General features: G+C 69.9%; 9 protein-coding genes. 4 read left to right on the top strand and 5 right to left on the bottom strand.

From position 1 onward, the window contains the following. Window positions 1-79 precede the first annotated feature (79 nt). Window positions 80-619, top strand: a complete 540-nt coding sequence (locus G361_RS0115215) for a gamma-glutamylcyclotransferase family protein (RefSeq protein ID WP_019927948.1) — start codon at window positions 80-82, stop codon at window positions 617-619. Between the two features lie 191 nt (window positions 620-810). Beyond that, window positions 811-4,272 (top strand): indolepyruvate ferredoxin oxidoreductase family protein, encoded by a 3,462-nt coding sequence (locus G361_RS0115210; RefSeq protein WP_026343065.1) that lies wholly within the window; start codon window positions 811-813, stop codon window positions 4,270-4,272. An 8-nt stretch (window positions 4,273-4,280) separates the two neighbouring features. Here the strand turns inward: G361_RS0115210 and G361_RS0115205 are convergent, their stop codons facing one another. The 5 genes from G361_RS0115205 to G361_RS0115180 form a co-directional block, all read right to left on the bottom strand. After that, window positions 4,281-4,547, bottom strand: coding sequence for a Kazal-type serine protease inhibitor family protein (locus tag G361_RS0115205; RefSeq protein WP_019927946.1), 267 nt, complete (start codon window positions 4,545-4,547; stop codon window positions 4,281-4,283). A 206-nt stretch (window positions 4,548-4,753) separates the two neighbouring features. Then, complete coding sequence (gene speD / locus G361_RS0115200) at window positions 4,754-5,971, bottom strand: adenosylmethionine decarboxylase (protein ID WP_019927945.1); 1,218 nt, start codon at window positions 5,969-5,971, stop codon at window positions 4,754-4,756. 8 nt (window positions 5,972-5,979) lie between these two features. After that, a complete protein-coding gene (locus G361_RS43715; RefSeq protein ID WP_019927944.1) occupies window positions 5,980-7,059 on the bottom strand; it encodes a type III PLP-dependent enzyme in 1,080 nt (359 codons plus the stop codon). 292 nt (window positions 7,060-7,351) lie between these two features. Then, entirely contained in the window at window positions 7,352-9,859 is a 2,508-nt protein-coding gene (locus G361_RS0115185) for an RNA helicase (RefSeq protein WP_026343063.1), read from the bottom strand. Window positions 9,860-9,912: 53 nt separating this feature from the next. Next, window positions 9,913-10,860: a PAC2 family protein gene (locus tag G361_RS0115180; RefSeq protein ID WP_019927941.1), complete on the bottom strand. Its 948-nt coding sequence runs from the start codon at window positions 10,858-10,860 to the stop codon at window positions 9,913-9,915. 252 nt (window positions 10,861-11,112) lie between these two features. On the opposite strand from G361_RS0115180, the gene G361_RS50325 reads away from it, so the two are divergent. Both G361_RS50325 and G361_RS50320 read left to right on the top strand, forming a co-directional pair. Beyond that, window positions 11,113-11,805: a sensor domain-containing protein gene (locus G361_RS50325; RefSeq protein ID WP_196814484.1), complete on the top strand. Its 693-nt coding sequence runs from the start codon at window positions 11,113-11,115 to the stop codon at window positions 11,803-11,805. 197 nt (window positions 11,806-12,002) lie between these two features. Further along, the gene (locus G361_RS50320) at window positions 12,003-13,193 is read left to right on the top strand and encodes a DUF4192 domain-containing protein (RefSeq protein ID WP_196814483.1); all 1,191 of its coding nucleotides are present in this window, start codon (window positions 12,003-12,005) and stop codon (window positions 13,191-13,193) included. Window positions 13,194-13,207: the final 14 nt, after the last annotated feature.

Below are 13,207 nucleotides of genomic sequence, written 5' to 3'. Positions count from 1 at the left end.
CGCAGGCCGGCTACCCGGACGGCCCGCCGACACGCCGCGCTGACCGGTTGCCGGCCGCCGGGGATGGTTCGATGGACCGATGCACGAGTACGGGGACTTCCCGGGTGCCGGGGATGCGGAGGAGAGCGAACCGGTCGGTGGCGACGAGCCGCGGACGACGTTCCCGCGCTCGGGGGCCGTCGGCGACATGCTGTTCGCTTACGGCACACTGCAATTCGCTCCCGTGCTGGAGGCACTGCTGGGCCGGGTCCCGCGGTCGCGGCTCGGTGTCGCGCGGGGCCGGCGGGTGGCGGCCCTGCCCGGCCGGGCCTATCCGGGACTGGTACCGGCGGCGGGCCGGATCGCCGCGGGCCTGCTCCTCGAGGGCCTGACCCGGGCCGAATGGGAGATCCTCGATCGGTTCGAGGACGCCGAATACGATCTGCGGCCGATCCGGCTCGTGCTGCCCCCGGACGGGGACGAGCCGGGCGGTACCGATGTGGTCCCGGCCTATGTGTGGACCGCGGCGACGACCGGCGCGGACTGGCGTCCGGAGGCGTTCGCGCGGGCGAACCTGGCGGACTACGCGCAACGCTGCGAGCACTGGCGGGCGAGCGGGATGCCGTCGGACGGCTGGTGAGTCGCCCGGGGTGACGGTGCGATCGGTTCGCATCCTGCACGTCCGATGCGCGGCATGAATGCGGCGAATTGGGCATAATGCTCAAATCGTCGATCATCTATTGTTCACCCGGCTCATCGGGATCAGGATGTCATCATCGAAATGCGCAATGCTTCCGGCGTCGATGCGACGCCCGACGAACGGTGGGCATGATGACAGAACTCGCGGATCGCGGCCCGGCTCCGGCACCCTACGAACTCGCCGACCGTTATCGGCCCGGGGCCGCGACCACCGTCCTCACCGGGGTGCAGGCGATCGCGCGGCTGCTGGTCGAACAGCGGGCCCGGGATCGGCGGGCCGGGCGGCGGATCGGCACCTTCGTGTCCGGATACCAGGGCTCGCCGCTCGGCGGGGTGGACCGGCTGCTGACCGGCATGCCGGATGTGCTGGCCGCGAACGATATTCGATTCGTGCCCGGACTCAACGAGGAACTGGCCGCGACCGCGGTGTGGGGCAGTCAGTCCCGATTGCCTTCGGCGAGTGCGGAATACGACGGGGTGGTGGGGGTCTGGTACGGGAAGGGGCCGGGACTGGACCGGTCGACCGACGCGCTGCGGCACGCCAACATGTACGGCGTCGATCCGCGCGGGGGTGTCCTGCTGCTGGTCGGTGACGACCCGGCGGCGAAATCCTCGACGGTGCCCGCGGTGTCGGAACGGTCGCTGGCGGCGATGAACATCCCGGTGTTGTTCCCGCGCAACGCCCGCGAGATCGTGACCCTCGGCCTGCACGGGATCGCGTTGTCCCGGGCCTCGGGCTGTCTCGTCGCGCTGAAGATCGTGGCCGATGTGGCCGACGGCGCCTGGACCGTCCCCGCGGAGATCGGCGGGCCGGATCCCGCAGTTCCCGAAATCAGCTGGGAGGGAAGACCGTTCACCTACCGGCAGCGGCCCATGGCGGCGCCCGCCGACAGTGTGCTCGCCGAGGCGGACCTGTTCGGGCCGCGGCGGCGGCTGGTGGAGGAGTACGGCGCGCGCAACGGCCTGGACGTGGCGGAACTGGATCCGCCGCACGCGCGCATCGGAATCGCCGCCGCCGGAACATGTTTCGACGCGATGCGGCAGGCGCTGGCCGACCTCGGCGCCGACGACGCCGCGCTGTACCGGGCCGGGGTCCGGCTGTTGCGCATCGGGATGCCGTATCCGCTGGTGCCGCAACACATCCGGGAGTTCGCGGCCGGACTGTCGGATCTGATCGTGGTCGAGGAGAAGACCGCCTTCGTGCAGACCGGGATCGCCGAGATCCTCTACGGTGGCCCGGACACCCCGCGCATCGCCGGCAAGTACGACGCCGACGGCCGCGCGCTGTTCCCGCAGGACGGCGAACTCACCGCGGCCCGGCTCGCCGCGCCGCTGCGCCGCGTGCTGGGCGGTCACCTGGAGCTGCGGCGGCCGCTGCCACCACCGCTGACGCTGGAGCCGCTGCCGGTCGCGCGCACCCCGTACTTCTGCAGTGGCTGCCCGCACAACCGGTCCACGGCGGTGCCGGAAGGCTCGCTGGCCGGCGGGGGTATCGGCTGCCACACCCTCGTGGTGCTGTCCGATCGGGAGGACAGCCGGGTCACCGGGCTGACCCAGATGGGTGGCGAGGGGGCGCAGTGGATCGGCCGCGCGCCGTTCACCGATGTGCCGCATCTGTTCCAGAACATGGGCGACGGAACGTATTTCCACTCCGGGCAGCTGGCCGTGCAGGCCTGTGTCGCCGCCGGGGTGAACATCACCTTCAAACTGCTGCACAACGACGTGGTCGCGATGACCGGCGCGCAGTCGGCCGCCGGAGCGCTGACGGTACCCCTGCTCACCCACAAGCTGGCGATCGAGGGGGTGCGGCAGATCATCGTGTGCGCCGACGAGCCGGATCGCTACCGGCTGCGCGAGCTCGCGCCGGGAACGCTGCTGTGGCACCGGGATCGGCTCGACGAGGCCCAGCGGCGACTACGCGAGGTGTCCGGGGTCACGGTGCTGATCTACGACCAGCACTGCGCCAACGACGCACGGCGGCAACGGAAACGGGGCGCACTGCCGGCCCGCCGGACCCGGGTGGTGATCAACGAGGCGGTGTGCGAGGGCTGCGGGGACTGTGGTGTGCAGAGCAACTGCCTGTCCGTGCAGCCGGTGGACACCGAATTCGGCCGCAAGACCCGCATCGACCAGAGTTCGTGCAACACCGACTACAGCTGCCTCGCCGGTGACTGCCCCTCGTTCGTGACGGTGGAACTCACCGAGCCCGGCCGATCCGCCGCGCCACGCCCGCAGCCGCCGGAACTGCCGGAGATCCCGGCGGTGTCCGTCACCGGGACCCGCAACATCCTGCTCGCCGGAATCGGCGGGACCGGCATCGTCACCGTGAACCAGGTCCTCGCCACCGCGGCCGCGCGGGCCGGATATCAGGTGGCGGGCCTGGATCAGATCGGACTGAGCCAGAAGGCGGGGCCGGTGGTCTCCCATCTGCGGTTCGCGACCGGGACGCTGGAACCGGCCAACCGGATCGGCCCCGGCGGGGCCGACTGCCTGCTGGCCTTCGATCTGCTGGCCGCCACCGACGCGGCGCGCGTGGCCTACGGTTCCACCGAGGCCACCGTGTCGATCGCCTCCACCAGCGCCACCCCCACCGGCGCCATGGTCCACGACCGATCGGTGGCCTATCCGGAGACCGGCGACCTGCTGCGGCGGCTGGAACGGGTTTCGCGGTCGGTGTGGAGCGTCGACGCGCTCGCCGCCGCCGAGACGCTGTTCGGCACCACGGCGCCCGCCAATTTCCTGCTGGTCGGCGCCGCGTACCAGGCGGGTGCGCTGGGCCTGCCCCTGGCCGCGATCGAGGAGGCCATCGAGCTCAACGGTGTCGCGGTGGCGACGACGATCGCCGCCTTCCGCTGGGGTCGCGCCGCGGTGGCTCGCCCCGCGGAGTTCGCGGCGGCGGTCGCGGCGCCGGGGCGGCGCGGTACCGGAAAGCCCGTGCCCGCAGACCTTTTCGAGAATCTCACCGCGACCGGTGAGACCCGCCGGCTGGCCGAGCTCCGGGCCGCGGAACTGGTCGGATACCAGAACACCCGGATCGCCCGCGAGTACGTGCGGACCGTGCAGCGGATCTGGACGGCCGAGCGCGCGGCCACTGATCGCACCGAATTCAGCGAGCAGGTGGCCCGCGGGCTCTACAAGTTCACCGCGTACAAGGACGAGTACGAGGTGGCCCGCCGCCTCACCGACCCCGCCTTCACGGCCGAGGTCGCCTCGCGGATACCCGGCGGCACCGGCCTCACCTATCGGCTGCACCCGCCGGTGCTGCGGACGCTGGGCCGCCGGACCAAGATCGGGTTCGGACCGCGCAGTCATATCGCGCTGCGGATCCTGGCCGGGGGTAAACGGCTGCGCGGCACCGCCTTCGATCCTTTCGGCTACGCCCGGATGCGGCGGATCGAGCGTGCGCTGCTCGCGCACTATCGGGCGACCGTGGACACGTTGTCCGCCGAACTGGCGACCGGTTACGACCGCGCGGTCACCGTCGCGGCGCTGCCCGATATGGTGCGCGGTTACGAGGGCGTCAAGCTCGCGACCGTCGCCGCCTATCGGGATCGACTGCGCGAGTTGGATATCGAGCCGCCGGTGGTGCCGTAGCGGAGCGGTCAGCGGCGGGAGCGTTCGGTGATCGTGCACGGACCGGTGTGGCGGATCTGCACCCGGGCCCGTTTCGCCTCGCAGCTGTTGCGGTAGTCGACGCCGTCGGAACCGCACACCGGGGTGGTGCCGGACGGGCAGCCGGGCGCGCCACGGACGGGTATCGGGACGGTCGGGGAGACCGGGGCGCCGAGGGTGGGCGCGGCGGTGAGCACGGTCAGAATCCCCGCGACGAGGACGGGGAGCACAGCCACCAGCAGTCGAGCCGAGCGCATACGTTCGTCCTTCCGGATTCGGGGTGCGAGGATGCGGGCCAGCCGTGGAGCGTCCCCAGCATATCGTCAGCAAACTGCGCGTGGTCCGGAATCGTCGACTCGGTTCGCGGTGGTCGTCACCTGCCGCCCGGTCCGGAACGCCGGAACGCCCACCCGGAGTGATCTCCGGATGGGCGTTCGGGTATCCGACCGTGTGAGTGGCCGATTCAGACGGATACGTGTGCACGCAGGGCGTGCGGTTCGATCGCGCCGCGGATCAGGGCCCGCTCGTCGATCGTCTCGGCCCGGTACGGCAGCTGCGAGAGCTTGGCCGTCATCACTGCCACGGGATCCGCGACGGGGTTGCCGGCCAGACCGAACAGGAACGTCCACTCGTGCTCGTCGGACGCGTAGGGGACGACCGTGCCGAACAGCTGGGCGAACCGCTGCCAGGAGCGCTTCAGGGTTTCGTTGCGCCACATGGTCTGACAGCCCGCCTGCGCGGCGAGCACACCGCCGTCGGACAGCACCGCCTTACAGCGCGTGAGGAATTCGTCCTCGTACAGCCGGTTGTGCTGGGCGTCCTCCACCCGCTCGTCCGGCAGGTCGATGACGACGACGTCGTATCGCACGCCCTCGGCCTCCGCCTTCGCCAGGAAGTCCCAGCCGTCGGCGTAGTGCATCCGGATCGCGCCCTCGCCCGCGACCGCCGCGGCCAGATCGGCCTCGGTGTAGCCGTAGGGGAGGTGCTTCGCGCACAGCTCCACCTCGAGCTGGTCGATGTCGACGTGATCGACCCGGGAAGCGCCCGCGGCCACCGACATCTGGCTGGCGACACCCTCGCCGGAGCCGATGATCAGCACGTTGTCGAGCTTCGCGGCCAGCGCGTAGGCCGGCACCAGCATCGCCTCGTGATAGGTCAGCTGCGAGAACTCGGTGGACTGCCGATCGTCGTCCGAGAACAGGGATAGGCCCTGCTCGGTCTGCGCGATCACCATGTGCTGGTAGGGGGTGTTCGTGTCGACGATCACGTCGGACAGTTCCCACACCCGGGTCAGGCCCGGGCCGACCGGTTCGTGGATCCGCCGGGCGGTGTGCCCGCGCTGTACCACTTCCATGTGGACGCTCTTCGGCGACAACTCCTGCTGCAGCAGTTCGACCGCCTTCGTGGCGCCCGCGCCGATACTGCCGCAGGTGAACACGTCGACGAAAATGTCGCCCGATTCCGGATAGGTGTGGATCGAGGCATGCGATTCCGACAGGAGTGCGAGGACCGTCACACCCTGTGGCTCGAATTGCTTGCGCACGACATCGCAGATCGTCACTCCCGCGGCGATCAACGATTTTCGAAGCGCTGCTTCGAGTCGTTGGAGATCGTCACAGAGGGCTGCGTCGACACCACCGAACTCGGCCAGCACGTGCCAGCCGGTGAATTCTGCCGTCATGGGCAAACTCACTCTCGCTCAGCGCCGATGACACGGACTGTCAAAGGCGGAAAACCGTTGAAGGAAACCGACGAATAACTCGCCGTATAAGCGCCGGTGTCGAGGATCCGAATGGGATCGCCGGCTCGCAACGTGGTCGGAAGAAGGACCCGCGTGCGTTGATAGAGTACATCGTCTCCATCGCAGGTCGGACCGGCGATTACCGCCTCCGCCCGCGAATCGCCGTCCCGGTCGGTCTCCATCCGGTAGGCGATGTACTCGTTCTCGGTTTCGGCCATTCCGTTGTAACGGCCGATATCGAGGTATATCCAGCGCCGCCCGTCCGGCGCTTGTCGCACGTTCACGACCTCGGCGTGGATCACGCCGGCGTTGCCCACCAGGGCGCGGCCGGGTTCCACCACCAGATCGGTGTGCTCCGGGAGGTGACGGGCCGCCGCTTCGGCGATCACCGTACCGAGTTCGGGAAGTTCGGGGGCCGCGTCGACGTACGAAATCGGAAGTCCCCCACCGATGTTCACGGACGCGACCGGAATGTCCTTGACCGCCAAGGCTTCGACGACGGCGCCGGCCTGTTCGATGCCGATCCGCCAGGCGGACGGGTCGAGCTGCTGCGAGCCGACGTGGAAATACGGTCCGGCAACACGCAATCCGAGATCGTGGGCACGCACCAGCAGGCGTACCGCCTCGCCGGGCGCGCAGCCGAATTTGGTGCCGAACGGGGTCTGCGATTGCGGGGTGGAGGCCAGGAACCGGCACTCCACCTCCGATCCCGGCGCCAGCTCGGCGATGCGCTCGAGATCGGTTTCCGTGTCGAAGGCGAAGCGGCGCACGCCCGCTGCGTACGCGGCGGCGATGTGCGCCGACTTCTTGATCGGATTGCCGTAGCAGAGAGTGGCCGGATCGACGCCCAGGCCGAGACACTGTTCGATCTCGCCGATACTGGCGACGTCGAACTCCGCACCGCGCGCGGCCAGCAGCCGGATGATCTCCGGCATCGGAGATGCCTTGACCGCGTACCGAATTCGGGCGGGGTGGTCATCCCCGAGCCCGCTCAGAGCGGACCGCAGCGCATCGAAGTTGCCGCGCACCCGGGCGAGATCGATGACGAGGTATGGCGACTCGGGCGCGTTTGAACCGAACAATCTAAGGGAACTCTCTTTCTTCTGGGCAGCCTCCCGCTGCAGGCAGACCGATGACACTATCAGTGAACGGGAGGTAAACACGAATCGGACGGCAAGTGTCGGACACGCGACCGCCCCGGAACCGGGCGCGCGCCGAGGCGCGCGAGGTTTCAGATGACGGCGTGGGCGCCGGGTTTTCGGCGGCGGATGACGGTGATGATCGGGTGCAGAACGGCCCGCACGTACACGTAGGGAACGCTCATCCGGCTGTCACCGCCAGCTCGTCGAATACCACCTCGCCGGCGGCATCGGATTCGATGAGATCGACCACGGCATCCAGCGACCACCCGTGGTCGCCGTTCGGATCGTCGAGAACCTGGCGGACGTGCCAGAAGCCGGGCCGCTGCTCCACCTGGAACAACTGCGGGCCACGTGCGCCGGGACCGGTACCCAGGCTGCCGTACTCGTCGTAGTAGGCAACCAGCGACGTCTCCCAGTCGAGACCGTCGCTCAGCTCGTCGAGCGCATCCCAGCGCCGCAACGCCGCCAATTCCACGCGCCGGAACATAGCATTTCGCACGAGCACACGGAAGGCCCGCTCGTTGGCTGTGATCGGGCGCACGGTCTCGGAACCGAACGCCAATTGCTCCGAATCGCTCTCCGCGCCCGGGTTGGTGAGCTGCTCCCACTCGTCCAGCAGGCTGGAGTCCACCTGGCGGACCAGTTCACCGAGCCACTCGGTGATGTCCTCGAGTTCCTCGGTGCGCGCGGATTCGGGAACCGTGCGGCGCAGGGCCCGGTAGGCGTCGGCGAGGTAGCGCAGCACCAGCCCCTCCGAGCGGGCCAGTTCGTAACCACTCACCAGCTCGGCGAAGGTCATCGAGCGCTCGATCATCTCGCGCACCACGGATTTGGGGGAGGGGCTGAATTCCGACACCCACGGATGGCCGCCGCGATAGGTCTCGAAGGCCGGTTCGATCAACGCGGCCAACGGTTTCGGCCAGGTGACGTCCTCGATGAGCTCCATGCGCTCGTCGTATTCGATACCGTCGGCCTTCATCTCGGCGATGGCGGTACCGCGCGCCTTGTGCTGCTGGGCGAGCAGCAGCTGACGCGGATCCTCCAGCGTGGATTCGATGACCGACACCACATCCAGGGTATAGGTCGGCGAATTCTTGTCGAGCAGTTCCAGGACGGCCAGCGCGAACGGTGACAGTGGCTGGTCCAGTGCGAAATCGCGCTGCAGATCGACGGTGAGCCGGGCACGCCGGCCGTATTCGTCCGGCTCGTCGAGTTGTTGCACCACACCGGCATTGCGCAGCGCGCGGTACAGCCCGATCGCCTTCAGGATGTGTTTGCGCTGGGCCGGGCGGGGTTCGTGATTGTCCTCCAGCAGGTGCCGCATCGCGTCGAAGCAATTGGCGTGCCGCGAAATCACGTTCAGCAGCATCGAATTGGTGACCCGGAAGCGGGACACCATCGGCTCGGGCCGGGCCGCGACCAAGCGGTCGAAGGTCTCCTCCGACCACGATACGAAACCCTCCGGCGGCTTGCGCTTCTGCACCCGCTTGAGTTTCTTGGGATCGTCGCCGGCCTTGGCGACCAGCCGCGCGTTCTCCACCTCGTGCTCGGGAGCCTGGACCACCACGGTGCCCACGGTGTCGTAGCCCGCGCGTCCGGCGCGGCCGGAGATCTGATGGAATTCGCGCGCCTTCAGCCGGCGGGTGCGGACGCCGTCGAATTTGGTCAGGCCGGTCAGCAGGACGGTCCGGATGGGCACGTTGATGCCGACGCCGAGGGTGTCGGTGCCGCACACCACCTTGAGCAGGCCGTCCTGGGCCAGCTTCTCGACCAGGCGGCGGTATTTCGGCAGCATGCCGGCGTGGTGCACCCCGATACCGTGCCGGATCAGCCGCGACAGCGTCTTACCGAAACCGCTGCTGAACCGGAAGCCGCCGATCGCCTCGGCGATCGCGTCCTTCTCCGCCTTGGACGCGAAGTTGACGCTGGTCAGCGCCTGGGCCCGTTCCAGTGCGGCGGCCTGGGTGAAGTGGACCACGTACACCGGCGCCTGCGAGGTGGTGACGAGATCCTCGAGGGTCTCGGTGATCGGTGTGCGCGCGTACGAGAACAGCAGCGGCACCGGCCGTTCGCTGCCCGCGACCACGGAAGTGGTCCGGCCGGTGCGGCGTTCGAGATCGGTGGCGAAGAAATCGACCTCGCCCAGGGTCGCCGACATCAGCAGGAATTGCACGTTCGGCAACTCGATCAGCGGCACCTGCCACGCCCAGCCGCGATCCGGATCGGCGTAGTAGTGGAACTCGTCCATGACGACCTGGCCGACGGTGGCGTTCGCACCCTCGCGCAGCGCGAGATTGGCGAGGATCTCGGCCGTCGCGCAGATGATGGGCGCGGTCGGATTCACCGCCGCGTCGCCGGTCACCATGCCGACCCGGTCGGCGCCGAAGACCTCGCACAACGCGAAGAACTTCTCGCTGACCAAGGCCTTGATCGGTGCGGTGTAGTAGCTGCGCTGGCCGCGATTGAGCGCCGCGAAGTGCGCGCCCACGGCGACCATCGACTTACCGGAGCCGGTCGGCGTGGCGAGAATCACGTTCCCGCCGGTCATCAGCTCGAGCAGCGCCTCTTCCTGGGCCGGGTAGAGCGTGAGGCCCTGATCGGAGACCCAGTCGGCGAACGACTCGTACAGCCAGTCCGCGTCGACGTCGGGAACGGCGCGATCGGGGACGAGTTCGGACAGCTGCACTGTGCCATTCTGCCGTCCCGCCACCGCGGCCCGTGCACGGCCCCCCACCGGCCTCAGTGCTTGTCGTCGGATCCGTCGTTCTCGCCGAAACCGGCCTGCTCGGCCAGGAAGCGCTCGAATTCGGCGCCGATCTCCTCGCCGGTGGGCAGGTCGGCGTCGCCGGCCAGCAGGCTGGACTGACGTTCCTGCGCGGTCACGAAGCTGTCGTACTGCCGCTCCAGCGCGTGCACCACGGTCTCGACCTCGGCATTGCCCGAGATGTGCTCGTTGACCTGCTCCCGCACCCGCGCCGCGGCCTCGCTCAACGCGGCCAGCGGCAACTCGAGGTCGCCGTTCTCGGCCACGTTCTCCAGCAGGGTCTGCGCGGCCTCCGGATAGGCGGTCTGCGCCAGGTAGTGCGGTACGTGCACCGAGAAGCCGATCGACTCGTGGCCGTACTGGGCCATCCGGTACTCCAGCAGCGACGAGGCGCTACCGGGAACCTGCAGCTCACCGGGCCAGCGCTGATGATCGCCGATGAGGTCGCGGTCGCTGGCGTGCGCGGTGACGCCGAGCGGGCGGGTGTGCGGGATGGCCATCGGGATCGCGCTCAGGCCGATGGTGCGGCGCACGCCGAGCTGTTCGGCCAGCAAGCGCACCGCCGTGACGAACCGCTCCCAGCGCAGATCCGGCTCCAGACCGGCGAGCAGCAGGAACGGGGTGCCGGTGGTGTCCTTCAGCGCCCAGAGATTGAGCTCCGGCTCCGCGTAGTCGGAGAAGTGATCGGTCTTGAACGTCATCAGCGGCCGGCGCGACCGGTAGTCGAGCAGCTCGTCCACGTCGAACGAGGCGACCAGTTCGGCCTCGAGGCTCTCGCGCAGGTGGGTGGTGGCCAACCGCACGGCATGCCCGGCGTCGGTGAAACCCTCCAGCCCGTGGACCAGCACCGGACCCGCACCGTCGTCGGACGACAGCTGTGGAGCGGGGAACTCCAGCTCGTACATTCGCGACTCGTAGTCCATCGCGTACTCCTTCCTGCAGGTCCACTACGGCCCGGCACACGCCGCCACCGGATCGGATGCGATCCGGGCGCGACGCCGGTCCCGGCGCGGTTCGCGGACCACCTTCATTGTCTCTCATGGACTTCGGTCACCGCGTTCGGTGGGGTGCACCCGGCATCCGTAGGACAACACATGTACGGGGCCGGCGCATTCCCGGGCGGGATCCGGCGTGGCGGCGCCGGGCGATCCGAGCCGTTCGGCATAGTGATCGCCGTGATGGTGCGGGAGGTGGCGCGCCGCGTGCCCGCCGCGATGGTGCTGGGTGCGCTGTTGTCGGCGTGCGGATCGACGGTGGCCGGTCAACCGGGTCCCGTCCGGTCGGCGACCGCGGTACAGCACGTCGGCGGACTGGCCGCGATGCTGCCGCGGCAGGAGGCGTTCCCGGCGCACTACACGGTCGTGGTGCTGTCGCCGGAACAGGCGCGCGGGGCCCTCGACGATCTGCGCGGCGTGCCCGCCGGGGCGCCGGTGGAGCCCGGGAGCTGCGCGATCCCGGCGATCGTCGTCGACGCCGGGAGTACCGCGGTGGAGGTCGGCAGCGACGACGAGGCGCGGGCCACGGTCACCGTCGAACTGCTCCGCACCGGCGAGCCGCTGGCGCGGGTGCGCGAACGGTCGGCCCGCTGCGCCCTGGTCCGGGTCCGGCAGGGGCCGCTGACCAGCACCGTCGTCACCGCGGTGGAGGAACTCACCGGCGTGGCGGCCGACGACACGCTCGCGCTGCGCCGCACGGTGTCGGGTACGGCCGGGGGGCCGGGGCTGCGGCGATCCATGTACACCCGGCTGGCCCAGATCGGCGACATCCGCGTCAACGCGACCACGCTGACCTTCGGCGACGACGCGGCCGACACCGCCGCGCTCGATCGGGTCTTCGCCGCCGCGATCGACGCCGTACGGCACGGCTGACGCCGAATTCCGCTGTCGCCGTTCGTCACTGCGCACGGTTGTGGCGCAGGGAGCGTATCAGCCGGCACCGACACGAAACCGGGCCGGAATGTGTTCCGGGCGGGGTCGGTGCACAGTCGGCCGGACTGTCCACAGCTCCGAGAAAACACCGGGTCGCGGTGGTCGCCGGTCGGCGCGGGCGGGGCACGCTCGACGGCATGACGACTCCCGCCGAACCCGTACCCACCGTCCCCGCCGTCACGCATGCCGTCACCGGCCGTGCCGCCGCCGAGTATCGCCCCGCGTGTGGCGGTCCGGAGAGTTCGTCCGCGCGATGGGATCCGCCCGGACTGCGGATCGATGCGCCGGGGGAGTTCATCGCGGCCGTCCCGGCGCTGCTGGGTTTCGTGCCGGAGCGATCGCTGGTGGTGTGCGTGCTGCAGGAGGCCGGCCGGCGTCCGGGTTCCGTATTCCTCGGCGCGATCGCGCGACACGATCTGTATCCGGTCGGCACGCAGTTGCCGATGGTCCGGCAATTGGCGGCGTTCTGTGCGCAGGAGGGGGCGTGCGGGGCGCTGGTACTGATCGTCGACGACAGCGCGGGCGGTCCCGGCCGGATCCAGCGGCAGGACGGTGCCGGCTGCCGGCTGATGCGCATGTTCGCCGGGGCGCTGCTCGCCGAGGGAGTGGAGCCCACCGATGCCTGGATCGTGTCCGAGATCGCCGCGGGGGCTCGGTGGTGGAGCCTGATCGACCCGGAAATCACCGGGGCGCAATCGGATCCGGCCGCCTCTCCGGTGGCGCTGGCGCAGGTGCTCGACGGCCGGCCGATCCGCTCCGGCCGTGCCGAACTGGCCGCGCTGGTCGCACCCGATCCGGAACGCGCGGCCGAGGTGGCGGAACTGCTGCCCGAGGCGGTGGCCGCCGCGGCGCGGGACCGGTGCGCGACCACCGCGGAAGCCCATCGGCGAGCGGTGCTGGAATCGGTACTCGGGCAGGTGCGCCTCGTCGCCGCGGGCGGTCGGCCATCGGCGCGGGATCTCGCGGAACTGGCGGTGGCGCTGCGCGACACCGTGATCCGCGATGTCCTGTTCGCGCTGCCGCTGTCGGGGCACGCCTGCGCGGCCGAGACGCTGTGGTCGCAGCTGTGCCGGGCGGTCACCGGCCGGGATCGTGCCGAGGCGGCGGCCCTGCTCGGGTACAGCGCCTACGCGCGGGGCGACGGCCCGGTCGCCGGGGTCGCACTGGCCGCGGCGCTGGCGGCCGAGGCGCGGCACACCCTCGCCGGACTCCTGGAGACGGCGCTGCGCACCGGTATGCCGCCGCGCGAGGTTCGGCGGCTGGCCCACAGTGGCAGGGACCGGGCCGCCGCGCTCGGCGTCGATCTCGGATCGGATCCGCGGTGGTGATCGTGCGGTCGCGC

The sequence above is a fragment of the Nocardia sp. BMG111209 genome (assembly GCF_000381925.1).
Taxonomy (GTDB): Bacteria; Actinomycetota; Actinomycetes; order Mycobacteriales; family Mycobacteriaceae; genus Nocardia.
This window is presented reverse-complemented; position numbering and strand designations above follow the sequence as displayed.